26 protein-coding genes are annotated in these 23,276 nt (G+C 68.2%); 11 read left to right on the top strand and 15 right to left on the bottom strand.

Features of this window, described 5'->3' with window-relative positions; all coding sequences use genetic code 11:
• The 3 genes from MTAB308_RS14245 to MTAB308_RS14235 form a co-directional block, all read right to left on the bottom strand.
• Positions 1–675, bottom strand: coding sequence for a 5-oxoprolinase subunit B family protein (locus MTAB308_RS14245; protein ID WP_077099978.1), 675 nt, complete (start codon positions 673–675; stop codon positions 1–3).
• Positions 676–776: 101 nt separating this feature from the next.
• Positions 777–1,772: an ABC transporter substrate-binding protein gene (locus MTAB308_RS14240; protein WP_083746526.1), complete on the bottom strand. Its 996-nt coding sequence runs from the start codon at positions 1,770–1,772 to the stop codon at positions 777–779.
• A gap of 9 nt (positions 1,773–1,781) precedes the next feature.
• On the bottom strand, positions 1,782–2,387 hold the full coding sequence (locus MTAB308_RS14235; RefSeq protein WP_077099976.1) for an acyl-CoA-like ligand-binding transcription factor: 606 nt from the start codon (positions 2,385–2,387) through the stop codon (positions 1,782–1,784).
• 197 nt (positions 2,388–2,584) lie between these two features.
• On the opposite strand from MTAB308_RS14235, the gene MTAB308_RS14230 reads away from it, so the two are divergent.
• Complete coding sequence (locus MTAB308_RS14230; protein ID WP_077100202.1) at positions 2,585–3,949, top strand: MFS transporter; 1,365 nt, start codon at positions 2,585–2,587, stop codon at positions 3,947–3,949.
• Here the strand turns inward: MTAB308_RS14230 and MTAB308_RS14225 are convergent.
• On the bottom strand, positions 3,946–5,199 hold the full coding sequence (locus MTAB308_RS14225) for a DNA polymerase domain-containing protein (RefSeq protein WP_077099975.1): 1,254 nt from the start codon (positions 5,197–5,199) through the stop codon (positions 3,946–3,948). The two genes, MTAB308_RS14230 and MTAB308_RS14225, sit on opposite strands and share 4 nt — an antisense overlap.
• A gap of 59 nt (positions 5,200–5,258) precedes the next feature.
• Here MTAB308_RS14225 and fadD2 point away from each other — a divergent pair, with 59 nt between their 5' ends.
• Positions 5,259–6,938, top strand: a complete 1,680-nt coding sequence (gene fadD2, locus MTAB308_RS14220) for a long-chain-fatty-acid--CoA ligase FadD2 (RefSeq protein WP_077100201.1) — start codon at positions 5,259–5,261, stop codon at positions 6,936–6,938.
• Positions 6,939–6,971: 33 nt separating this feature from the next.
• Here the strand turns inward: fadD2 and MTAB308_RS14215 are convergent, their stop codons facing one another.
• Complete coding sequence (locus MTAB308_RS14215; protein ID WP_077099974.1) at positions 6,972–7,292, bottom strand: hypothetical protein; 321 nt, start codon at positions 7,290–7,292, stop codon at positions 6,972–6,974.
• A gap of 475 nt (positions 7,293–7,767) precedes the next feature.
• Here MTAB308_RS14215 and MTAB308_RS14210 point away from each other — a divergent pair, with 475 nt between their 5' ends.
• Complete coding sequence (locus tag MTAB308_RS14210; RefSeq protein ID WP_077099973.1) at positions 7,768–8,082, top strand: hypothetical protein; 315 nt, start codon at positions 7,768–7,770, stop codon at positions 8,080–8,082.
• 88 nt (positions 8,083–8,170) lie between these two features.
• Here MTAB308_RS14210 and MTAB308_RS14205 read toward each other — a convergent pair whose 3' ends face one another.
• From MTAB308_RS14205 to MTAB308_RS14190, 4 genes are read right to left on the bottom strand one after another with little or no spacing between them, the layout of a single operon-like run.
• Positions 8,171–10,372, bottom strand: a complete 2,202-nt coding sequence (locus tag MTAB308_RS14205) for an acyl-CoA dehydrogenase family protein (RefSeq protein ID WP_077099972.1) — start codon at positions 10,370–10,372, stop codon at positions 8,171–8,173.
• 45 nt (positions 10,373–10,417) lie between these two features.
• Positions 10,418–11,389: a 2-hydroxyacid dehydrogenase gene (locus MTAB308_RS14200; RefSeq protein ID WP_245831395.1), complete on the bottom strand. Its 972-nt coding sequence runs from the start codon at positions 11,387–11,389 to the stop codon at positions 10,418–10,420.
• A complete protein-coding gene (locus tag MTAB308_RS14195) occupies positions 11,365–12,498 on the bottom strand; it encodes an alpha/beta fold hydrolase domain-containing protein (protein ID WP_108637290.1) in 1,134 nt (377 codons plus the stop codon). Before MTAB308_RS14195 ends, MTAB308_RS14200 begins: the two co-directional genes overlap by 25 nt.
• The gene (locus MTAB308_RS14190) at positions 12,495–13,142 is read right to left on the bottom strand and encodes a TetR/AcrR family transcriptional regulator (RefSeq protein WP_077099971.1); all 648 of its coding nucleotides are present in this window, start codon (positions 13,140–13,142) and stop codon (positions 12,495–12,497) included. The genes MTAB308_RS14195 and MTAB308_RS14190 overlap by 4 nt, the downstream gene beginning before the upstream one ends.
• A gap of 88 nt (positions 13,143–13,230) precedes the next feature.
• On the opposite strand from MTAB308_RS14190, the gene MTAB308_RS14185 reads away from it, so the two are divergent.
• Entirely contained in the window at positions 13,231–13,812 is a 582-nt protein-coding gene (locus MTAB308_RS14185; protein WP_077100199.1) for a VOC family protein, read from the top strand.
• A 7-nt stretch (positions 13,813–13,819) separates the two neighbouring features.
• Complete coding sequence (locus MTAB308_RS14180) at positions 13,820–14,368, top strand: hypothetical protein (protein ID WP_077099970.1); 549 nt, start codon at positions 13,820–13,822, stop codon at positions 14,366–14,368.
• Here the strand turns inward: MTAB308_RS14180 and MTAB308_RS14175 are convergent.
• Positions 14,325–15,005 (bottom strand): TetR/AcrR family transcriptional regulator, encoded by a 681-nt coding sequence (locus tag MTAB308_RS14175; protein WP_077099969.1) that lies wholly within the window; start codon positions 15,003–15,005, stop codon positions 14,325–14,327. The genes MTAB308_RS14180 and MTAB308_RS14175 overlap by 44 nt on opposite strands.
• 85 nt (positions 15,006–15,090) lie before the next feature.
• Between MTAB308_RS14175 and MTAB308_RS14170 the strand changes: the two genes are divergently transcribed.
• The 4 genes from MTAB308_RS14170 (at position 15,091) to MTAB308_RS14155 (ending at position 19,816) form a co-directional block, all read left to right on the top strand.
• Positions 15,091–15,987 carry an oxygenase MpaB family protein gene (locus MTAB308_RS14170; RefSeq protein ID WP_077099968.1) on the top strand — a complete coding sequence of 299 codons (897 nt, stop codon included), beginning with the start codon at positions 15,091–15,093 and terminating at the stop codon, positions 15,985–15,987.
• Between the two features lie 86 nt (positions 15,988–16,073).
• Positions 16,074–17,921: a PPE family protein gene (locus tag MTAB308_RS29300; protein ID WP_173842165.1), complete on the top strand. Its 1,848-nt coding sequence runs from the start codon at positions 16,074–16,076 to the stop codon at positions 17,919–17,921.
• 171 nt (positions 17,922–18,092) lie between these two features.
• Positions 18,093–19,085, top strand: a complete 993-nt coding sequence (locus tag MTAB308_RS14160) for a permease (RefSeq protein WP_077099967.1) — start codon at positions 18,093–18,095, stop codon at positions 19,083–19,085.
• Positions 19,085–19,816 (top strand): TIGR03943 family putative permease subunit, encoded by a 732-nt coding sequence (locus MTAB308_RS14155; protein WP_077099966.1) that lies wholly within the window; start codon positions 19,085–19,087, stop codon positions 19,814–19,816. The genes MTAB308_RS14160 and MTAB308_RS14155 overlap by 1 nt, the downstream gene beginning before the upstream one ends.
• 452 nt (positions 19,817–20,268) lie before the next feature.
• On the opposite strand, the gene rpsR is transcribed toward MTAB308_RS14155, so the two are convergent.
• From rpsR to rpmB, 4 genes are read right to left on the bottom strand one after another with little or no spacing between them, the layout of a single operon-like run.
• The gene (rpsR, locus tag MTAB308_RS14145; RefSeq protein ID WP_077099964.1) at positions 20,269–20,532 is read right to left on the bottom strand and encodes a 30S ribosomal protein S18; all 264 of its coding nucleotides are present in this window, start codon (positions 20,530–20,532) and stop codon (positions 20,269–20,271) included.
• Positions 20,532–20,837: a 30S ribosomal protein S14 gene (gene rpsN, locus MTAB308_RS14140; RefSeq protein ID WP_077099963.1), complete on the bottom strand. Its 306-nt coding sequence runs from the start codon at positions 20,835–20,837 to the stop codon at positions 20,532–20,534. Before rpsN ends, rpsR begins: the two co-directional genes overlap by 1 nt.
• A gap of 2 nt (positions 20,838–20,839) precedes the next feature.
• On the bottom strand, positions 20,840–21,004 hold the full coding sequence (rpmG, locus tag MTAB308_RS14135; RefSeq protein WP_066917467.1) for a 50S ribosomal protein L33: 165 nt from the start codon (positions 21,002–21,004) through the stop codon (positions 20,840–20,842).
• On the bottom strand, positions 21,004–21,240 hold the full coding sequence (rpmB, locus tag MTAB308_RS14130; protein WP_077099962.1) for a 50S ribosomal protein L28: 237 nt from the start codon (positions 21,238–21,240) through the stop codon (positions 21,004–21,006). Before rpmB ends, rpmG begins: the two co-directional genes overlap by 1 nt.
• Positions 21,241–21,348: 108 nt before the next feature.
• Here rpmB and mrf point away from each other — a divergent pair, with 108 nt between their 5' ends.
• Both mrf and MTAB308_RS14120 read left to right on the top strand, forming a co-directional pair.
• The gene (mrf, locus tag MTAB308_RS14125) at positions 21,349–22,545 is read left to right on the top strand and encodes a ribosome hibernation factor-recruiting GTPase MRF (protein ID WP_077099961.1); all 1,197 of its coding nucleotides are present in this window, start codon (positions 21,349–21,351) and stop codon (positions 22,543–22,545) included.
• Positions 22,545–22,811, top strand: a complete 267-nt coding sequence (locus MTAB308_RS14120; protein WP_077099960.1) for a type B 50S ribosomal protein L31 — start codon at positions 22,545–22,547, stop codon at positions 22,809–22,811. The genes mrf and MTAB308_RS14120 overlap by 1 nt, the downstream gene beginning before the upstream one ends.
• Here the strand turns inward: MTAB308_RS14120 and MTAB308_RS14115 are convergent.
• Positions 22,784–23,212, bottom strand: coding sequence for a Fur family transcriptional regulator (locus MTAB308_RS14115; RefSeq protein WP_342744156.1), 429 nt, complete (start codon positions 23,210–23,212; stop codon positions 22,784–22,786). The two genes, MTAB308_RS14120 and MTAB308_RS14115, sit on opposite strands and share 28 nt — an antisense overlap.
• Positions 23,213–23,276 lie beyond the last annotated feature (64 nt).

The following is a 23,276-nucleotide window of genomic DNA, read 5'->3' as shown; positions in this document are numbered from 1 at the left end:
TCAGACCGCCCGGAACTGAATCCACATGCCCTGCGTCAGCAGCGCCGGGCTGGGACGGTCGAGATCCCACAGGACGGCGTCGGTGCGTCCGATGAGCTGCCAGCCGCCCGGCGACTGCCGCGGGTACACCGCGCTGAACTCTCCGGCGAGCGCGACGGAGCCCGCCGGCACGGAGGTCCGGGGCTCCGCGCGGCGCGGCACCCGCAGCCGCGCGTCGCCGTCGACCAAATACGCGAAACCCGGTGCGAATCCGCTGAATCCGACCCGCCAGAGGCTGGACGTGTGGGCGTCGATCACCTGCGCCGCGGTCAGCCCGGTGAGCTCGGCGACCTCGCCGAGGTCCGGACCGTCGTAGACGACGTCGATCACCACGTCGGCGCCGCGGCCCGGCGCGGCCTCCGCGGAGGCGGTCACCCGCATCCTGCGCAGCCGCTGGCGGGTCACCCCCTGTAGGCGGGGGTCGGCGAGCTTGACCAGCACGGTGCGGGCCGCGGGGACGATGTCGAGCACGCCCGGCAATGCCGCCGCGCGCAACGCGTCCACCCACGCCAATACCTCGGCGGTGCTGCCACATTGGAGCATCAGCGCTTGGTCGCCGTAGTCGTAGACGGTGTTGCCGACCAGGTCGCTCGACAGCTCCGTCGGCACGCCGCCGCTCATGTCCGTCACGCTCATTACTCGACGGTAACTCCGCGATCGGGGCAGGCGGGAGGGGATGCGGACGGATTTTCGAGCACTGCCAGAGGTGCCTTAGCGAACGCTCAAACAGGCCGGCTCTAACCCAGGATCTTGCCGAGCAGCGGCGGCAGTTGGTCGGCGATGACCGGGTAGCTCAGCGGCGACGCGAACGCAATCGCGCCCGCCTGGTCCTTGGTGGTGAAGATGTGGCGGTTCTGGGCGGTCGCGAGGGTGCCCGCCACCTCCGGGTCGGCCAGGAGCGCCTTTTGCTCGTCGGGGCTTTCGGTCGTCCAGATCACCACGTCCGCCGAATCGAGCACCGACTTGATCTGATCGCGCGGGATGACGGCGCGGTGATCGCCGCCGAAGGGCTTGATGCCGTCGGAGATGACGAGGCCCATCTGGTTGAGGAAGTCGGTGCGCCAGCCCGCCAGGGTCGCGACCACCGTCCCCTGAAAAAACGTGCCCTGCATGAGCAACGCCTTCTTGCCCTTCCACTGCGGATTCCTCTGGGCGACATCGGTGAACTGCTTGTCGACGGAGTCGATCAGTGACTTCATCTGGTCGGGCTGAAACACCGCCTGACCGACGGTGGTGGCCTGCTCCTTCCAGGGCTCGAAGAAGGCGTCGCCGTCGGATTGCGCGACGGTCGGGGCGATCGCCGACAGCTTCTGATAGGTATCGGCGTCCACCCCGGCGTTGATGGCCACGATCAGGTCGGGTTTGAGCCCGGCGATCTGGTCGACCGGGATCCCGTTGTCCAGGTTCAACACCACCGGCTGGGCCGAGCCGAGCTTGGGCTGGGCCCAGGGCCACACCGCGAACGGCTGGTCACCGAACCAATTGGTCACCGCGACGGGCACCACGCCCACCGCCAGCAGGTCGTCCTGCTCGGTGTAGCCGGCGCTGACGACGCGCTTGGGCGGTTCCTTGATGACGGTCTGACCGAACAGGTGGGTGATCGTCACCGACCCGCCGGGCGCGGCGCCGGGCGCCTGTTTGCGCGGCGAGCATGCCGCCGGCGCGCCGGCGACCGCGGCCACCCCCATAGCCCCCGCGAGCTGCAAGAATCCCCGTCGATTCCAACCGCTCATCGCGTGAGATTATCGCGTCCTGGGCCCGGGCCGGCCCAGCGGCATGCCGGCGTCGAGAAAGTCCAGGGCCCGATAGATCGTCTCGGCCGTTTTCGGCGCGCTGTCGTAGGCCGCCATCATCGCGCCCACCATCGCACCGACGAACACGCGGACCTCGAAATCGTCTGCGGGACGGCCGATTCGGTCCCCGATGGCCTCGGCCATCACGGTGACGGTCCGGTAGTACTCGTCGTAGAGCGCGGCCTTGAGTTCGGGTATCGAGAAGATCAGCCGCTGCCGGGTGCTCTCGAACTCCGACTGCTCGTCGGACAGGCCCGCCATCGTCGACTGGTAGGCCCGGCGGATGGCCTGGCTCGGCGACAGCTCGGGCGGCTGGGCCCTGAACGCGGCCAAGATCAGCGGGTCCAGGTCGTCGGCCAGCAGCAGCGACTCCTTGGACGGGAAATACCGGAAGAACGTGCTCGGTGACACCTCGGCGGCGTCGGCGATCTGTTCGACGGTGGTGGCGGCGTAGCCGTGGGCGTCGAACAGGCGAAACGCCTCACGCCGGATGGCCTGGCGCGTCTTGATCTTCTTGCGTTCCCGCAGTCCCAGGGGCTGGTCGGTCGCCTGCATGGGCTCGATTCTCCCGCATTCGGGCGGCAAAAAGTTCTGACAGGCCACCATCGGCCGTTGCGAGATCCACGTATCTCCGACGTAACTGCGCACACCACGACCGGTAACAGTCCGTCCCTAGCGTCGGGTCCGTGACCACGACCACTCCCGAGACGACCACTCCCGAGACGACCGATCCCGAGACCCGGACTGGACTCCTGGCCCCGGCGCCGGCGCGCGGGCGTCACCAGGGGCGGCGCTGGATCGACGACTGGCGCCCCGAAGACCCCACGTTCTGGCAGACGACCGGCAAGCCGATCGCGCGGCGCAACCTGATCTTCTCCATCTTCGCCGAGCACATCGGGTTCAGCGTGTGGATGCTCTGGAGCATCGTGGTCGTCCAGATGATGGCCGGCCCGCACGGGCACCCCGCCGCGTCCGGCTGGGCGCTGACCGCCAGCCAGGCGTTGTGCCTGGTCGCCGTGCCGAGCGGCGTGGGCGCCTTCCTGCGGCTGCCGTACACCTTCGCCGTCCCGATCTTCGGTGGCCGCAATTGGACGATCGTGTCGGCGTCGCTGTTGCTGATCCCGTGCCTGCTGCTGGCCTGGGTAGTTGGCCATCCGCACACCTCGTTCGCGGTGCTGGTCGCGATCGCCGCGACCGCCGGCTTCGGTGGCGGCAACTTCGCGTCATCGATGGCCAACATCTCGTTCTTCTACCCGGAGAAGGACAAGGGCTGGGCGCTGGGCCTGAACGCGGCCGGGGGCAACCTCGGCGTGGCCGTCGTGCAGAAGATCATCCCGCCGATCGTGGTCGCCGGCGGCGGCGTGGCGCTGGCGCGCGCCGGGCTGTTCTACGTGCCGCTGGCCGTGGCGGCCGCGGCGTGCGCGTTCGCGTTCATGGACAACCTCTCGGAGGCCAAGGCCGACGTGAAGCCGGTGCTGCAGTCGCTGCGGCATGCCGACACCTGGATCATGTCGCTGCTGTACATCGGGACGTTCGGGTCTTTCATCGGCTACTCGGCGGCCTTCCCGACCTTGCTGAAGACCGTGTTCGGACGCGGGGATATCGCGCTGACCTGGGCGTTCCTGGGCGCCGGGATCGGATCGGTCATTCGGCCCCTGGGCGGCAAGCTGGCCGACCGGATCGGCGGGGCGCGCATCACCGCGATGAGTTTCGTGATGCTCGCCGTCGGTGCCGCGGCCTCGCTGTGGTCGGTCAACGCCAAAAACCTGCCGGTGTTCTTCGCCAGCTTCATGTTCCTGTTCGTCGCCACCGGCATCGGCAACGGTTCGACCTACCGGATGATCTCGCGGATCTTCATGATCAAGGGTGAGCTGGCCGGCGGCGACCCGGACACCATGGTGCACATGCGACGCCAGGCCGCGGGGGCGCTGGGCGTCATCTCGTCGATCGGCGCCTTCGGCGGGTTCGTGGTGCCGCTGGCCTACGCCTGGTCCAAGTCGCACTTCGGCAGCATCGAGCCCGCGCTGCGCTTCTACGTCGCGTTCTTCATCGCGCTGCTGGTGGTCACCTGGTTCGCGTACCTGCGCAAGACCCGGACGGGGCGCCTGGGCGTCTAGCCGTTCTGGTCGCGCGGCCCATATCGTTCCCACGGACTGTAGTCGGCGATCAGCGCCTCCTGCGGCGGGCGCTGGTCGCCCGGCACGTGCTGCAGGTTGATCCGGATCCGATACCAGATGGAACTCGGCCCGCGCATCCCGTCGACCAGCACGTCGGCCGGCTGCAGCAGGGCCGCCGCGGCGGGATAGCGGTCCCGCCAGGTGTCCAGCGCGGCCATCGCCTCGTCCTTGGTCTTGGTGCGGGCGATCTCGATGAGTGGCTTCGACGAGACGCGCCCGCCCTCGGTGCGGGTGCCGGAACCCTTAGGCGCTCGCTCCGGTGGCCCCATTTCCTCGGCCAGCATCAGCAGCCGGTCGAGCTCGCCGACCGCGTCGTCCATCCCGGCCCACGGGTCGCCCAGTTCGGCGAACCGGTCGGGCACCGTTTCGATGGTGAACGCCTCCGGCCGGCAGCCTGCCACCTCGTCCCAGCGCAGCGGCGTCGAGACCCGCGCGTCCGGGGTCGCCCGCACGGAGTAGGCCGACGCGACGGTCCGGTCCTTGGCGTTCTGGTTGAAGTCGACGAAGACGCCCTCCCGCTCCTCCTTCCACCAGCGGCTCGTCGCGGCCTCGGGCGCCCGCCGCTCGACCTCGCGGGCGACGGTCTGGGCCGCCAGTCGCACCTGGCGGAACCCCCAGCGCGGGGCGATCCGGGCGTAGATGTGAAACCCGCGTGACCCGGACGTCTTCGGCCACGCGACCAGGCCGTAGTCCTCCAGCACTTCGCGGGCCACCATCGCGACCTCGACGATGCGGGGCCACGCGACGCCGGGCATCGGGTCCAGGTCGACGCGCAGTTCGTCGGGGTGATCGAGGTCGCCGGCGAGCACCGGGTGCGGGTTGAGGTCGACGCAGCCGAGGTTGATCACCCACGCCAGCCCGGCGGCGTCGTGGATGACGGCTTCGGCGGCGGAAGTGCCGCGCGCGTAGTGCAGTTCGGCAACGTCGACGTAGTCCGGCCGGTTGGCCGGCGCCCGCTTCTGGAAGACGGCCTCCTGCCCGATGCCCTTGACGAACCGCTTGAGGATCATCGGGCGCCCGGCGACGCCGCGCAGCGCCCCTTCGGCGACGGACAGGTAATAGCGGACCAGGTCGAGCTTGGTGTACGGGCCCGCGTCACCGTGGCGTTCGAAGACCACTTTGTCGGGGTGGGTGACCGTGACCCGGTGCCCGGCCACCTCCAATGACGCCGGACCGGTCATGTTCATCATCGTAAGTCGGGGGGTATTAACTAGTGGCACTGAGACGGACGTCACATAGGGTGGATTCCATGCCAAACCTCATCGGCCTGCCGGGGCAGGCTGTCGCCAAAGTTCAGCAGTACCTCGACCGCGGCGCCGCCGAATTGCACTACGTGCGCAAGATCTTCGAATCGGGTGCGTTCCGGATCGAGCCGCCGCAGAACTACGCCGCGATGGCCGCCGACATCTACAAGTGGGGCGAGTTCGGCATGCTGCCGTCGCTCAACGCACGGCGCCATCCGGACAAGGCCGCCTGCATCGACGAGGAGGGCGAATTCACCTACCGCGAGCTCGATGACGCCGCCCACGCGGTGGCCAACGGGTTGCTGGAGAAGGGGGTCAAGGGCGGCGACGGCGTCGCCGTCCTCGCCCGCAACACACGCTGGTTCCTCATCGCCTACTTCGGTGCCGCACGCGTTGGCGCCCGCATCATCCTGCTCAACAGCGAGTTCTCCGGCCCGCAGATCAAGGAGGTGTCGGAGCGCGAGGGCGCCAAGCTGATCATCTACGACGACGAGTACACCAAGGCCGTCAGCAAAGCCGAGCCGGAGCTGGGCAAGCTGCGGGCGCTGGGATCCAATCCCGACGCGGACGAGCCGTCGGGCAGCGAGGACGAGACGCTGGCCGACCTGATCGAGCGCAGCGACAAGTCTCCCGCCCCGAAGGCGAGCAAGCACTCGTCGATCATCATCCTGACCAGCGGCACCACCGGCACGCCCAAGGGCGCGAACCGCAGCACCCCCCCGACGCTGGCGCCGATCGGGGGCATCCTGTCGCACGTGCCGTTCAAGGCCGGCGAGGTGACCTCGCTTCCCGCGCCGATGTTCCATGCGCTGGGATTCCTGCACGGCACCATCGCGATGTTCCTGGGCTCGACGCTGGTGCTGCGCCGGAAGTTCAAGCCGCCGCTGGTGCTCGAAGACATCGAGAAGCACAAGGTGACCGCGATGGTCGTCGTCCCGGTGATGCTGTCGCGCATCCTCGATGCGATCGAGAAGATGGACTCCAAGCCCGACCTGTCCTCGCTGAAGATCGTCTTCGTGTCCGGTTCGGCACTCGGCGCCGACCTGGCGGAACGGGCGCTCAAGGACCTGGGGCCGGTGGTCTACAACATGTACGGCTCGACGGAAATCGCCTTCGCCACGATCGCCGAGCCCAAGCACCTGGAATTCAATTCCTCGACCGTCGGCCCGGTCGTCAAGGGCGTCAAGGTCAAGATCTTCGACGACAACGGCAAGGAGTTGCCACAGGGAGAGGTCGGGCGGATCTTCGTCGGCAACGCGTTCCCGTTCGAGGGATACACCGGCGGGGGCAAGAAGCAGATCATCGACGGGATGTTGTCCTCCGGCGACGTCGGCTACTTCGACGAGAACGGCCTGCTCTACATCAGCGGGCGTGACGACGAGATGATCGTTTCCGGCGGCGAAAACGTCTTCCCGGCCGAGGTCGAGGACCTCATCAACGGACACCCGGATGTCGTGGAGGCCACCGCGATCGGCGTCGAGGACAAGGAGTGGGGCCACCGGTTGCGCGCGTTCGTCGTCAAGAAGGACGACGCCAGCGTCGACGAGGACACCATCAAGCACTACGTGCGCGACCACCTGGCGCGCTACAAGGTGCCGCGGGAAGTGATCTTCCTCGACGAGCTGCCACGCAACCCCACGGGCAAGGTCCTGAAGCGCGAGCTACGCGAGATGGAGATCGACTGACCTACGCCGACCGGCGCCCGGCGGGGTCCGGGGTCACCGGCGCGCCTGAATGGCGCGGGTGATCTGGGCGGAGAGCTTGGGATCGATCAGCAACTGATCGATGAGCGCGCTGAGCACCTCTTGCCCGGTTACCCGGGCGACACCGATGCGGTCGGCGGCGTCGCGCTGCCAGACGTCGAGCGCGCGGTGGGTGGCCAGCGGCAGATCGACGGTCCGACGCGTGCGTCGATCGCGCGACGGCCGGGCGGGTGCCTCGCCAAGCGCGCTGAGGCGCTGCGTCGGCCCAGTCTGCCCGGGCAGGGGTGGCTTGGCGGTGTACCGGGCGAACCGGTCGGGGCCTGAGTTGATCGTCATCGCGTGACTTTCTCTGGGCGGGTGCACGTCAGTAGATCCGCTCTTCAGTATGCGCGTCGAGGCCCGCCGGCGGCGCGCCGGCGGGCCGGCGCGGGCCGCGGTGAACCGAACCCGCGGCGCAGAGAACGCCCGGTTAAGCGCCCCATCGCTACTTTGCCAGTTGCGACAACAAGAGCATTTAACGGGAGGGCAAAAGTGCATATTTGCTCCGATTCCTATTCGCGGAAGCGCGTGGGTACGTATCTCAGTAAATCTCCCTGAACTGGACTGATCGTGTGTAATCCAGCACTGAAATCAGTAATTCCGGAAATTGCCCGGCTCACAGCGTGATTCTGAACGACGAAAAAACGGCGCCTTCTTGCAATTGTTAGATCGTTGCTGAATTTGTGTAGTTTTCGGAAAAATGGGTATGGTTCCGGTGACGCACTAGCGATCGTTGGCACTGAACCTTCCGATCCGTCGAAGGAGTCGCAAAATGTTGATCTCATTGCATTCGCTTCGCAGGGCCGCGGTCGGCGCGGCCGCGGCCGGCTTGCTGCTGGGAGCGCTGCTGTTCGCGGGCAGCCCGGCGGCGCATGCCGCTCCGCCACCCGCACCCGGCACCAGCTTCGACATGGCCGGCCCCCACGGGGCCCCGGGCATCCCGCTACGGCCCGGCGGCGGCGGCCATGGTGGCGGTGGCCACGGCGGCTGGGGCGGTCACCCCGGTTGGGGCCACCCCGGCTGGGGCAATGGTGGTTGGGGTCCCCCGGGACTGGGCTACCGGCCCTGGTGGAACTGGTGGTGGTGAGCTCGCGCCGCCCGCCTAGCGGCCAAAGACCGGGCCATGCCGACCTGACAGACGTGCGACGGGTCGGCATGTCCCTTTTTTGGGGCGGTTACGGATCGCGGGGGAGTCCCAGCAGCCGTTCGGCGATGATGTTGAGCTGCACCTCCGAGGTGCCCCCGTAGATGGTGGTGGCCCGGCTGGCCAGCAGGTACTCGCCCCACTTGCCGGGCAGTTCGGCGGTGTCGCCGATCGCGGCGTCGGTGCCGAAGGACGACACCGCGAATTCCGCGTAGCCCTGGCCGGTCCGCATCGACAGCAGCTTCGAGATCGCCGCCGACGGCATGGCGTCTCCGCCGGCCAGCGTCAACAGCGTCGAGCGCAGGTTCAGCACCTTGGCGGCGTGGCCCTCGGCGATCAGCTGCCCGGCCCGGTGCTGCGCGACCTGATCGAACTGCCCATCGCGGACGAACTCCACGAACTCGGGAAGCGTCGCAAGGAAATTCGCGTCGCTGCCGCCGATCGAAACCCGCTCGGCCGTCAGCGTGTTGCGGCTGACCTCCCAGCCCCGGTTGACCTCGCCGAGCACGCACTCGTCGGGCACGAACACGTCGTCGATGTAGACGGTGTTGAAAAACTCCTGGCCCGTTAGCTCACGCAGCGGCTTGACGGTGACGCCCTCGCTTTTCATGTCCAGCAGGAAGTACGTGATGCCGTTGTGTTTCGGAGCGCTCGGGTCGGTACGCGCCAGCAGCGCGCCCCACTGCGAGAACTGCGCGGCGGTGGTCCAGATCTTCTGCCCGGTGATGCGCCAGCCGCCCTCCGTCTTGGTCGCCTTGGTGCTCAGTCCGGCCAGATCGGACCCGGCGCCCGGCTCGGAGAACAGCTGGCACCAGATCATCTCGCCGCGGAAGGTGGGCGGCAGGAACCGCTGCTTTTGCTCCTCGGTGCCGAACGCGACGATCGACGGGATGATCCATGCCGCGATCCCGACCTGCGGCCGCTTGACCCGCCCGGTGCTGAACTCCTGGGCGATGATGATCTGTTCCACCGGACTGGAGGCCCGGCCCCACGGCTTGGGCAGGTACGGCAGGACCCAGCCGCCCTCGGCGATCGCGACCCTGCGGGCGTCGCGCTCCATCGCCTTGAGCGCCTCCACCTCCGCCCGGATCTCGCCCCTCAGCTTCTCGGTGTCCGGATCGAGGTCGATGTTGACCGCGCGCATCCCGGTGGTGGTCGCGGTGTCCACCACCTTCTGCGGGTACTCCGAAGCGCGGCCGAAGGAGGCGGCCAGCATCACCGCCCGGCGGTAGTAGACGTTCGTGTCGTGCTCCCAGGTGAACCCGATGCCGCCGTGCACCTGAATGCAGTCCTGCGCGCAGCGCTGGGCGGCCGCCGGCGCCAGCGTCGCGGCCACCGCGGCAGCGAACTCGACCCCGGGAGCGACGATGTCCCAATCGTTTTGGCCGGCCTCGTCGATCGCGCGGGCCGCATCCCAGACGGCCGCGGTGGCGCGCTCGGTGTCGGCGATCATCTCCGCGCACTTGTGCTTGATGGCCTGGAACTGCCCGATCGGCCTGCCGAACTGCTCCCGGATCTTCGCGTATTGCGACGCTGTGTCGGTCGCCCAGCGCGCCACACCGATGGCCTCGGCCGACAGCAGCGTAGTCATCAGCGCGTGCGCGGTCGCCATGTTCAGGTTTCCCAACACGGCGTCGTCGCCGACCTCGACGGCGTTGGCCCGCACATGCGCGATGGGCCGCAGCGGGTCAAGGCTTTTCACCGGCACGATCTCGAGCTGTTCGGCCCGCAGCACCACCCATTCCTCGCCGCTGTCGATCGCGACCGGAAGCACCAGCAGCGACGCCTGCGCGGCGGCCGGGACCGCGCGGACCTCGCCGCGGATCACCAGCGCGTCACCCTGACGGGTGGCGGTCAGCCCGCTGCAATCCAGCGCGTAGGCGCCGATCGCCGCGCCGGACGCCAGCTCGGAGAGGACCTTCGCGTGCGGGTCGTGCGCGGAGATCAGCGCGCTCGCGATGGCCGAGGGCACGAACGGGCCGGGCATCGCCCCGTAGCCGAACTCGGCCAGCACGATGGCCAATTCGAGGACGCCGAAGCCCTGTCCGCCGACCGATTCCGCCAAATGCACGCCCTGCAGGCCCTGTTCGGCCGCGGCCCGCCAGTACGGCGGCGGGTTCTCGATCGGTGTCTCCATGGCCTGGTGCAGCACCTCGGACGGCGCAACCCGCGCCACCAGGGACCGCACCGAGTCGGCCAGGTCTTGATGCTCAGGAGTTATTGCGATCGGCATTGGTCGCCTTCCCATGGCTCGCGCTTCGGCCCAGCAGCCTCCAAGCTAACAACCAGTCGGTTGGTTGACTACATGGGCCAGCGGCTGGCCGTCGCGCAGCCGGCGGCAGTTGGCCACCGCCTCGGTCAGGTACCGGCGCATGGTGTCCGCGGTGTACCAGGTGACATGCGGCGTCAGCACCACGTTGTCCAGGGCGAGCAGCGGATTGTCCGGCAATACCGGCTCGACCTCGAAGACATCCAGCCCCGCCGCGGCGAGCCCGCCCGTGCGCAGCGCATCGACGAGGGCCGCCTCGTCGACGACGGCGCCCCGGGACGTGTTGACCAGCACCGCATCCGGTTTCATCCGGGCCAGCGCGTCGCGGCCGAGCAGATGACGGGTCTGCGCCGTCAGGGGCAGGTGCAGCGAGACGATGTCGCTGGCGGCCAGCAATTCGGCCAGCGGCCGCCACCCGGGCCGGCCGTCGTCGCGGGTGCTGGTATGCAGCACCGCGGCCCCCATCGCGGCGACGATCTCGCTGACCCGCTTGGCGATGTTGCCGTAGCCCACCAGGCCCACGGTGCAGCCACCGATGTCGCGCACTGCCTCGCCCAGCCCCGGGTCCGACGGCCAGCCCCGCCCTTGGCGGATCGCGCGGTCCAGGCCCGGTAGCCGGCGCAGCGCGGCCAGCATCAGCAGTACTGTGCCCTCGGCCACCGACGGGGCGTTGGCGCCGGGCATGTTGGCGACGGCGATGCCGCGGTCGGTGGCGGTCGGCACGTCGATCGTGTTGACCCCGGCCCCCAGCTTGTGCACCAGGCGCAGCCGGGCCCCGAGCCGCAGGTCGGCGTCCGACAGCGGCCGAAGCACATGCCAGATCACGTCCGCCTGCGGCAGCTCGCGATAAAATCCCGCGTCGTCGTCCTCGGCGCACCATCGGATGTCGAGCCAATCCGATTCTGGCGCAACGAAGTCGAGCACCTTGTCGCCGGGAACGAAATGGGCGAGAACCCTCAGCGCCACCGCTTGGTGATCCACCTGGCGATGGTATCGGCCAGCTCGCTGCGTGCGCCCGGGGTGGTGAAGTAGTGGTCGGTGTCGATCGAAGCCCGCGTCTTGTCCGTGCTGGCGAGTGCGTCGTAGATGCGCGCGGCGTCGGACGGGAACACGCCGGTGTCGGCCTCGGCATTCATCACCAGCGCCGGGCAGTCGATGCGGGCCAGGTGCGGCTCCGCCCGGGTCTGCGCCACCCGCAAGCTCCACATGCCCAGCCAGTTGCGCAGGGTGCACGCCGCGGCGATGCCGTGCGCCGACCGGTTCGCCTTGACCGGGAGGCCCGCGTAGCACAGGTTCGGCTGACGCTTGGTGGGCTCGATGCTGGGGTCGACCATGCGGGGATCGGCCCAGGTGCGCATCACCGTGAACGGGCGGTCCGAAAAACCGGCGGCGCGAACACGTTTCAATTCCGTCTCGGCCCAGTCGGTGATGGCGTGGTTGCGCGCGGTCTGCGTCTCGCGGTAGCGGGCGATGAACTCCGCCGAGTACGGGGGGCCGTTTTCCTCGTTGAACAGGTCGAGGTCGGCGGCGGTGGCCACCGGGTCGTTCTCGTCGACGACGGCGGCGTCCATCCAGGCCGTCAGGACGTCGGGGCGGCCGGGATGGGCCGCGGTGGCCACATAGCCGTCGGCGGGGATCAACTCGGTCAGCCCGGCCGCGGGGCGCATGCCCTCGAGCGGGGTCACGTTGGGTTCGACTGCCTGTGACTGATAGGCGGCCATCAACGATCCGCCACCCGAATTACCCAGCAGCACAATGGTATCTATGCTCTGCACCTCCCGCAGCCAGCGCACCCCGACACCGATGTCGACCAGCGCGTGGTCGAGCAGGAAGCTGCTTTCAAAACCGCGGAATCTGGTGTTCCAGCCCAGAAATCCGACGCCGCGGGTGGCCATGTAGTCCGCGAGGTAGTGCTCGGAGAAGTCGATTTGGTAGTGCGCGGCGATCACCGCCACCTTCGGCTTGCGTCCCACCGCACGGTGGTAGAGCCCCTGGCAGGGATGCCCGCCGGCGCCGGCCCGCCCGGCTGTGGGCGACGGCAGCCCGACGAACTCGCGGAGCACCCCGGCGGCGACGTTGCGGCGGGTCAACTCGGCTCACCTCCCTCGGCGTAGATGGCCCGGTAATAGATGTTGGCCAGCGTCCGGATGCACGCGGCGTCATCGGGCTCGCCGGGTCCGGCGAGCTGCACGTAACAGAACTGGTAGAACATGGCCAAAATCGCCTCGGCGATCAGCCGCGGATCGTCGTCGGTGCAGTGGCCGTCGGCCTGGGCGCGCCGAACCGAGTCGCTGATGAAAGCGATTGGCGTGGAACAGATCTCGGCCCAGTACTGCGCGAAGTCATCGTTGACCATAGCCAGCTGATAAATGCTGACGATCTCGGCGAGCCGGTTGCGGTAGGTGTGCCACTGCGCGGCGGCGGCCTCGTATGCGCGCTCGCGATTAGACAGGCCATGTTCGGTCACCGCGCGCGCCCGCTGGGTGATTTCCTCGCGGAACCGCAGGGCCCATTCGCGAACCATCGCCTCCTTGGAGTCGTAGTAGTTGTAAAACGAGGCCGAGGATCGGCCCGCCTCCGCGGCGATGTCGGCGATCGTCGTCGCCAGAATGCCCTTGCGCGCGATGACGGTCCGTGCGGCCATGTCGATCGCGGCCTGCGTCCGCCTGCCGCGCCGCGTCGGAAACGCCCGGAGGGGGCCGGCCTGCCCACGAGGTTCCGCTGCGGTCGACACCCGGGCGCACCTCCCTAGAGCAAAACTGAACCTGATGTTAGATTCAGATTCGCATCTTGGCCATGACTCCGCGGACGGGAGCCACATGATGATCAAGCCGCACAACGCCAACACGGAATTCGAGCTCGGCGGGATCAACCATGTCGCGCTGGTCTGCTCGGACATGGCGCGGACGGTGGACTTCTACTCCGGGGTCCTCGGGATGCCGTTGATCAAATCGCTCGATTTGCCCGACGGCGCGGGGCAGCACTTCTTCTTCGACGCCGGCAACGGCGATTGCGTCGCGTTCTTCTGGTTCGCCGACGCTCCCGACCGCGTGCCCGGCCTCTCGTCGCCGGGTGCGATCCCCGGCATCGGAGACATCACCAGCGCGGTGAGCACCATGAACCACCTGGCGTTCCACGTGCCGGCCGAGAAGTTCGACGACTACCGGCAGCGACTCAAGGACAAGGGCGTGCGGGTCGGCCCGGTGCTCAACCACGACGAGAGTGAACGCCAGGTCTCCGCGACGGTCCATCCCGGCGTCTACGTGCGCTCGTTCTACTTTCAGGATCCCGACGGCATCACGCTGGAGTTCGCCTGCTGGGTCAGGGATTTCGGCAATAGCGACACCCAGGCCGTGCCCAAGACCGCGGCCGACCGCCGGCCCCCGGTGGAGGCCGTACGCTGAAGCGGAGATGACCCACGGCATACTGTCCGACGCCCAGATCGCGGCGCTGACGCCCGAGCAGCGGCGCGACCTGATCAGCCGGCTGGAGCAACCGCTGAGCGACGTGATCGACCCGGCGTTCCTCAGTCGGGTGCGGCGCATCCGGTTGAGCCTGATGACCGGGGGCTCGATCGCGATGATCCCCTGGCTCGGGTATCTGTCGATGACGCTGCCGCAGAACTACGTCGCCCACAATTGGACCCTCACCTGGATCGGTTTCGACGTGCTGCTGGTCGGCTTCATGATGGCCACCGCCCTGCTCGGCTATTTACGCCGTCAGCTGCTGGTCCCAGCCGCGTTCACCACCGGGGTGTTGCTGATCTGCGACGCGTGGTTCGACCTGATGACCGCGGGGCCCAAGGATGTCTGGCTGTCGGTCACCACCGCGTTGCTCATCGAGGTGCCGGTGGCGGTCTTCATGATCTTCAGTGCGCAGCGGCTGCTGCGACTCACGCTGATGCGGTTGTGGTTGATCAATCCCGGGATGCGGCTGTGGCACCTGCCGCTGTTTCCGTGACGCGGTACAGGTCGGGGTTGGTGAGTTCCTCGAGCAGCGCCGCCAGGTGATCGACGAGCTGGTCGGGCGCGAGTTGGACGTCGCCGGCCAGCCAGGCGCTGATGGTCTGTCCGACGCCGCCGACCGCGAAGTGCGCGGCCGCCTTGACGCGCTCGTTGGCCGGTGCCCGCAGCGTGTCGACGGCATGCTGGCCGGACAGCATGGCGAACAGCGCGCTGGATTCGGCGCGCTTGCGCACGATGACCGCGTTGGCCAGCTGGGTGCTGAACAGCAGCCGCCCGATCCGGGGGTCGTCGGCGATGGTCCGCACGATGTTGGCCATCCCGGTGCGGGTCTTCTCGTGCGCCGGGACCGCCGCCACCGCGGCCTGGGTGGTGGCCGCCAGCTCGGCGACCACCCAGTCGAACACCCGCCCGACGAACTGGTCCTTGTCGGTGAAGCTCTCGTAGAAGTAGCGCGCCGCCAGGCCGGCCTGGCCGCAGATGCCACGAACGGTCAGCTCGGAGATGTCCCGTTGTTCCGCGCCGAGTAGTTCCAGGCCCGCGGTCAGCAGCCGGCGCCGGCGGCCGGCGAGCCGCTCGGCGGCCTCGACGCCGCGGTACGGCCGCGCGCTGGAACCCTCAGCCATAGCCACCATCTTGACACCGGCGCCGATGACAGGACAACATCGGGAAACAGGCGTTCGCACATTTAGCGGGTCGGTGCCGCGGGGAGGACTCACTATGGCCATTCACGAGCCGATTCGGCAGGTCGAACGCCCCGTCGCGGACCCGCCGCGTCAGCGGAACGCCCGCGCCAGGCGCGCCCTGGGTATCGACGAGGGCCTGATGGGCGTGGCGCTCCTCGCCGGCCCCGCGAACGTGATCATGCAATTGGCGCGGCCGGGTGTCGGCTACGGGGTGCTGGAGAGCCGCGTCGAAAGCGGTCGGGTGGACCTGCATCCGATCAAGAGGGCCCGCACCACCTTCACCTACCTCGCGGTGGCCACCGCCGGCAGCGACGCCCAGAAGGACGCCTTCCGCCGCGCGGTCAACCGGGCGCACGCCCAGGTGTACTCGACCCCCGACAGCCCGGTGCAGTACAACGCGTTCGACGTCGACTTGCAGCTCTGGGTGGGGGCCTGCCTCTACAAGGGCGGGGTGGACATCTACCGCACCTTCATCGGCGAACTGGACGGCGCGGACGCCGACCGGCATTACCGCGAGGGCATGGCACTGGCCACCACGTTGCAGGTCCCGGAGGAGATGTGGCCGCCCGACCGTGCGGCCTTCGACCGGTACTGGCAGGACTCGCTGGCCAAGGTGCACATCGACGATGCCGTCCGGGACTACCTGTATCCCATCGCCGCGGGCCGCATTCGGGGCGTGAGGCTGCCGCGCCGGCTGCAGCGCGCGTCGGAGAACTTCTCGTTGCTGATCACCACCGGCTTTTTGCCGCAGCGGTTCCGCGACGAGATGCGGCTGCCGTGGGACGCCGCCCGACAACGGCGCTTCGACCGGCTGATGGCCGTGTTGCGCACGGTCAACCGGCTTCTGCCGCGGGTTGTTCGGCAGTTCCCGTTCAACGTCCTGCTGTGGGACGTCGACCGGCGGATCAGGACGGGGCGGGCATTGGTGTAGCGGCAGTTACACCCGCGGGTTGATAACGACAATCATTTTCAATAGACTTCCGGTCTGGTAACCCTTCCAGCCCGAGGAGTGCCGCGATGACCGCGCCGATTTGGATGGCTGCACCGCCGGAGGTGCACTCGGCGCTGCTGAGCAGCGGCCCGGGACCGGGTTCCCTGCTGGCGGCGGCGGGCGCGTGGGATGCGCTGAGTGCCGAATACGCTTCGGCCGCAGACGAACTCACCACGGTGCTGGCATCCGTGCAGGGCGGCGCATGGGAGGGGCCGAGCGCCGAGTCGTATGTTGCCGCGCATGCCCCGTACCTGGCGTGGTTGCTGCAGGCCGGGGCGAACAGTGCGGCGGCGGCCGCCCAGCACGAGACTGCGGCCACCGCTTACACCGCCGCGCTGAGCGCCATGCCGACGCTCCCCGAACTGGCCGCCAACCACGTCATCCACGGAGCCTTGGTGGCGACCAATTTCTTTGGAATCAACACCATTCCGATCGCGCTCAACGAGGCCGACTACGTGCGGATGTGGATTCAGGCCGCCACCACGATGGGCGTCTATCAAGCTGTGTCCACCACGGCGGTGGCGTCGACGCCGCCGACCACCCCCGCGCCGCAAATTCTCAAGTCCGACGCGCAAGCCGAGGCCAATACCCCGGCGTCAGCGGTCTCCAACTATGTGCAGGACGCCTCGAACCTGCTGCAGACGTACGTGCAGGCGTACACACAGGTATTCGAGCAGTTCCTGCAAAACCCGCTGGGACTGCAACAGCAGATTGCAACCATCCTTCTTAACAATACTCAATCGGACAACCCGTACGGGCTTCCGCCGGGGCTCGTGAATTTTTTGCAAAACAGCTTGGGTATAGGAAATAGTCAACTTGCACACGACCCGACGGTCGATCTTCCGATCGATAACTTCGTTGCGAGCATCCTGCAGCACTTCGGCATCAGTTGGGATCCGGCGGGGGGCACGATCAACGGAGCCACCTACGACACATTCACGGACCCGGGCCAGGCATCGTTTTGGGTCGCGCGAAGCCTCGAACTTTTTGAGGACTTTCAAAATTTCGGGGTAGACCTGACGCAAAATCCGGTGCAGGCCTTTCAATGGCTGATCAGCTGGCAATTGTTCGATTTCCCGGTGCACATAAACGAAGTCCTTGCCTACGCGGTTTCCAACCCGGCCGTGGCCGTCGCAGCGCTCCCGGCCGTCGCTCCCGCAGCACTGGGCGGCTTGGGAGGGATTGCCGTCCCGGCCCCGGTGCCCCCACCGGTTGTCGGGCCGGTGCTCGCACCCGTCGCGGCCGCGCCCCCGGTCTTGCCGGTCGCAATGGGCCCGACTTTCGCCGCGCCGGCGGCGGCCCCAGCCTCGGCGCCGGCGCCCGCGCCGACGCCGCCTAGCCCTCCCGCGCCCGCCAGCCCGGCCCCGCGGCCGCGGGCGCGCCGGGTTTCTTCCCTCCCCCCGGCCCCGCCGCCGCCCGCGGCCGCGGGTGCGCCGGGTTTCTTCCCTCCCTACGTGGTCGGGCCTCCCGGCATCTCGTCCGGCTCCGGGATGGGCGCCCACGCGAGCTCGAGCGCGAAAAGAAAAGCGCCGGAACCGGACACCGCCGCGGCGGCGGCAGCGGCGGCCGCGCGCGAGGCGACGCGGGCGCGGCGGCGCCAGCGGGCGAAGCAGCGCGGCTACGGCGACGAGTACATGGACATGAATATCGACGTCGACCCGGACTGGGGTGAGTCGTCAGGAGGGGAGTCGATGGCCTCGGAGCGGGGCGCCGGGACTCTCGGCTTCGCCGGCACCGCACGCAACGAGGCGGTCGCCGAGGCGGCGGGATTGACGACGCTCGCCGGCGACGGCTTCGGCGGCGGCCCGAAGATGCCGATGATGCCTGCCACCTGGGAGCAGGACGGTGGGGACGAAGCCGGCGAAAAGGCGTAGGGACAGCAGCGCAAGCCAGACCCCAGGGCTGAAAGACGTTGTGCGCGTTGCGCATAAACCGCTTGGCCTGGGTGAGAATCTGCACCCATGAATTTCGTAAACTCGCCAACGCCCTCGCCGGCTTCGCCGCAGGTCCCGATGATGCGCCCCGCGCGCTGACATACTGGGACGATGGCGACGCTGAGGACCCGGCCGAGGCTGCGCGTCGGGTCGATGGAAGTGCTGGTGGGCATTTTGCTCGTCGGCGCTTTCGCGGCGACGAGGCTGCGAAACGCGGTCGCCCTCAGTCCGGCGTTATCGACCGCCGGCACGGTGTTCTGTGGGGTGTTCGTGCAGGCGGTCCCCTTTCTGGCGCTCGGCGTGGTGGTCAGCGGGTTGATCGCGGTGTTCGTGTCGCCGGAACGATTGGCCCGGTGGCTGCCGCGCCGTCCGGCCGTTGCGGTGTTGGCCGCCGGCGTGGGCGGGGCGGCGTTGCCAGGCTGTGAATGCGGTTCGGTTCCGGTGGCGCGGCGGCTGTTCGGCGAAGGCGGGGCCACGGGGGCGGCGGCTTTGACGTTCATGCTGGCCGCGCCGGCGATCAACCCGGTCGTGCTGGTGGCCACCGCGGTCGCGTTTCCCGGTGCGCCCACGATGGTCGTCGCGCGCATGGCCGCGTCGCTGCTGACCGCGGTGATCATGGGCTGGGCGTGGTCACGTTGGGGCCGCGCGGAGTGGATCACCCGTCGGTTGCCCGCGTCGGGAACCCGGACCGAGTCGCGGTGGACGGTCTTCACCGAGGCGGCAAGACACGACTTCCTTCAGGCCGCATCGTATTTGGTGGTGGGCGCCGCCGCGGCGGCCGCGCTGCATGTCGTGGTGCCGCGTTGGGTGTTCACCCATCTGGCGTCGAACCTGATCCTGGGCGTCGCGGTGATGGCCACCCTGGCGGTGGTTCTGGCATTGTGTTCGGAGGCCGATGCGTTCGTGGCGGCCAGCATGATCATGGTGCCGCTGCTGCCCCGGCTCGTGTTTCTGGTTGTGGGCCCGGCGGTCGACGTCAAGCTGTTCGCGATGCAGGCGGGCATGTTCGGCCGGGCCTTCGCGGCCCGCTTCGCGCCCTGCACGTTCCTCGTCGCGATCGTCAGCGCCTGCGGCGTCGGACTGTTCGTCCTGGGCGGTAGGTAATGACCCGCGAAACAGAGAACACCGTGCTGCTGGTGGTGGGCATCAGCATCATCATGATCACGATCACGGGCGAGTTCACCCGCTACGTCAAGCCGGGACTGCTGCCGTGGCTAATCGCTTCGGCGGTCCTGCTCATCGGCTTAGCGCTGTTGGCGATGCTCCGCGATATCCGCCGCGGTGGTCCACGCATCAGTGATGAGGTCGACGATCACGGCCACCCGCACTCCCATCGGCGCGGCATCGTGTGGCTACTCGTCTTACCCATCATGGCCCTGTGTTTCATCACGCCACCGGCGCTCAGGCCGTCGGCCGCCGCGCCATCGGTGACATCGGTGTCCAATGACGTTCTGAATCGGGCGTTTCCGCCGATCCCCCCCGGCCGGGCACCCGAGCTGTCGCTGCCGGAGGTGCTGATGCGGGAGGCTCAGGACACCACCGGCTCGCTGAAGGGTCGGCCGATCACCGTGACCGGCTTTGTGCTGAACGAGGCGCAGGGCGTTGACCTCGGCCGCGTCGTCATCATCTGTTGCGCGGCCGACGCCCAACTGGCCCGCATCCACCTGGGCGGCCCGGCCGCCGCCCAGGCCACGGGGCTACCCGACAACACATGGATCCGGGTCGAGGGCGAAGTTCCGCCCAGGCAACCGAATTCGCCCAAGATTCCGACGCTGCAGGCGACCGCGGTCACCCGCATCGATGCGCCGGCCAACCCCTACGATTATCCGCATTGATGACTCGCCGGAGCCTCAATTGCTTCGACCGGCGTTGCGAGCCCAGAGCTGATGTCGGCAGAGATGTCTTGGGGCGGGGGTGTTTTCCCACTGGCCGAGCTCGAGCCAACTGCACAGGGCCGCGGCCTCGCCGTAATCGGTGATGGGGCCTATCCAATGGGGTGGTCCGCAAGCTGTCCGGTCGTTCGTGCAGGGCTGAACGAGAGCCATGACGCCGCATCCGGTTGGGCGGGATGCGCAGGTGAGTGGCCCGAGCATGCACGTGGCGGAGACCAGCATGGCGCGTGGACAGCGTCGGATGGTGGGGCGAAGTTCTTCGATGACCGAGAGCGCGTCGTCGGCCGCACACGCGGTACAGACAACGACGGTAAACGGGCGGTCGGTACCGCCGTGCGGCGAAGTCAACGGCCATTCCCTTCGTATCGCCCGGATGTCTTGACGCCCCGCACGTTTCAGTGGCCCGCGGTCGGTCCCGGGTAGGGCAGCAGCGCCATTTCGCGCGCGTTCTTGATCGCGGTGGCGACCTGACGTTGTTGTTGGACGGTCAGCCCGGTGACGCGCCGGGAGCGGATCTTGCCGCGCTCCGAAATGAACACGCGAAGCGAGGCGGTGTCCTTGTAGTCGACCACGCTGAGCCCCATGCTCAGGAGGAGGTTCTTCTTGGGCTTCACGAGGAGTTCCGCGGCTCGCCGGCCGCGCTGAGGTTTCTTGGCCATCACCAGCTCGCCTTCCGCACGCCGGGCAACTGCCCGTTGTGGGCCAATTGACGCACCCGCACCCGCGACAGCCCGAACTTGCGCAGGTGCCCGCGCGGTCGCCCGTCGACGGCGTCGCGGTTGCGCAGCCGCACGGGGCTGGCGTCGCGCGGCTGCCGCGCCAGCTCGCGCTGCGCGGCCTCCCGCTGCTCCGCCGTGCTCGACGGTGAGCGAATAACCTCTTTGAGTTCGGCCCGGCGTTGGGCGTAACGCGCCACGATCGCGCGCCGCTGGTCGTTCTTGACGACCTTGGATTTCTTGGCCATGCTCAGCGCTCCTCGCGGAAGTCGACGTGGCGGCGGATCACGGGGTCGTATTTGCGCAGCACCAGCCGGTCGGGATCGTTGCGCCGGTTCTTGCGGGTCATGTAGGTGTATCCGGTGCCCGCGGTGGAGCGCAGTTTGACGATCGGGCGTAACTCGTTGCGCGCCATCAGATTCGCTGCCCCTGCCGACGCAGCCTGGCCACGACGGCCTCGATGCCGTCACGGTCGATGACCTTGATCCCCTTGGCACTGACCTGCAGCCGGATCCGGCGGCCCTCCGACGGCAGGTAGTACGTCTTGAGTTGGATGTTGGGTGACCAGCGCCGGCGGGTGCGGCGATGCGAATGCGACACCGCGTTGCCGAAACCCGGCGCGCGGCCGGTCACTTGGCAATGAGCAGACACGCTTCCCCTTCCGGGCCCGTTGCTATTGAAAATCATTTTCGACAAGCCCCGCCGGACACGGTACCGTACCGGGAGCGCTAATGAAAATGATTTTCAAAAGGGGGAGCGATGCGGACGCCCGTCATCCTCGTCGCCGGCCAGGCCGGCACCGATCCGGTCGTGGGGGCGCTGCTACGCACTCCCGGGACGCTGGTGGTGGAGCATCGTTTCGACGGGCATGTGGTGCGCCGGACGACGGCAATGTTGCAGCATCGGGTGCTGACGACGGCCGAGGCTGGGATCGAGCTCGCGCACGGGTGCGTGTCGTGCACCATCCGCAACGACCTGCTAGTGCTGCTGCGACAGCTACACCGCCGCGACGACGTCGACCGCGTCGTGGTGCACCTGGCGCCGTGGCTGGAACCCGAACCAATCTGCCTGGCCATCAACCATGTCCGGATCCGGGTGGCGCCGGGGTACGTCGACGGGCCGGCGGCGACGGACGTGTCGATCGCCGCCGTGGTGACCTGCATCGATTCGTCGGCATGGCTGGGCGAGGCGCTCGGCGACGCCGAACTCGACGACGGGCGCACCCGGGCCCAGGTGGTGGTCGGTCAGGCCGAATTCGCCGACGTGGTCGTGCTCAACCGACCCGACCCGCACGTGGCCGGCGTGCTGCGCCGCCTGTCACCCCGCGCGCGCATCCAGGTAGGCCCGGACGACATCGAGCAGACGTTGGACAATCTGCCGTCCGACGCGCGGCGGGGCCGAAGCGATGATCCGCACGGTCCCCTGCTGGCCGGACAGCCACCCCTGGATTCCCGTGGCCCGATTACGTTGGTGGAGTTCAATTCCCGACGCCCCTTTCATCCGCAGCGTCTGCACGCCTGTGTGGACCTGCTGCTCGACGGCGTGATTCGAACCCGGGGACGGCTCTGGCTGGCCAGCCAACCCGAGCACGCGATGTGGTTGGAATCGGCCGGCGGCGGATTGCGGGTGAGCTCCGCCGGCAAGTGGCTCGCCGCCCTGACCGCCGCCGAGCTGAGCGGTGTCGACGCCGAACGACGCGCGTTCGCCGAGCTGAGATGGGACGACAGGCACGGCGATCGGCACACCGCGATGACCGTACTGCTCTGCGGCGCCCAGCTTTCCGACATTCTCGACGGCCTGCACGGCGCGCTGCTCACCGACGAGGAGTACCGGTCCCCGCAGGACTGGATGCACTACGACGACCCCTTCGGCGACTGGCACGAAGACCCCTGTGCCGCGCCGACGGAAGCCGCTCAGGACACGCCCGCCAGGCACACCCAGGACGGAGACCGCTGATGAAGCCCGGCATCCACCCCGACTACCACCCTGTCGTCTTCCAAGACGCCACCACCGGTGCGATGTTTTTGACCCGATCGACCCTCACCAGCTCACGCACCATCGAGTGGCGGACGCCGCACGGGACGGAAACGTACCCGCTGGTCGTCGTCGAAGTCACCTCCGATTCACACCCGTTCTGGACCGGCGGGCGCCGCATCGTCGACACCGCCGGGCAAGTGGAGAAATTCCGGCGCCGCTACGGCGTCCGACGCTCGTCTGAATGAAGCGCGGCGGGATGCGGTCGACCCGCTGAGCGTTCGGATCCCGGGGCGGCCCGGCATAGCGGACATATGCCGTAGAGATCGACGTAGTGAGTGACGTCGGTGTAGTGGTGTTGGCGGCTCAGGAGGCGGGTGTGCTCTTCGACCTCGACGGGGGTGAATCCCACGGCCGCGCCGCACGTCCTACAGACCAGGTAGTGACGGTGACCCGTCCCGGTTCGCAGGCGGTAGAGGATCTCGCCGTCCTCGGCGCGCTGCGTTTCGGCGACGCGGTCGTCGGCCAGCGTGCGCAGGATGCGGTAGACGCTGGTCAGACCGATCCGCAGCTGCCGCTTCTGGCGAACGTCCAGATAAAGCTGCTGGGCGCTGCGGAAGTTCTCCTGCTCCCGCAAGACCTCCAACACGGCCCGCTGCTTGGCCGTGGAGCGTCGCCGCGGGCGTTCAGAAGGCGAAGACACCGGAAAACAC

It is taken from the genome of Mycobacterium terramassiliense, from assembly GCF_900157385.1.
GTDB classification, from domain to species: domain Bacteria; phylum Actinomycetota; class Actinomycetes; order Mycobacteriales; family Mycobacteriaceae; genus Mycobacterium; species Mycobacterium terramassiliense.
Note: the sequence above shows the minus strand (reverse complement) of the source record. Positions and strands in the feature narration are given on the sequence as shown.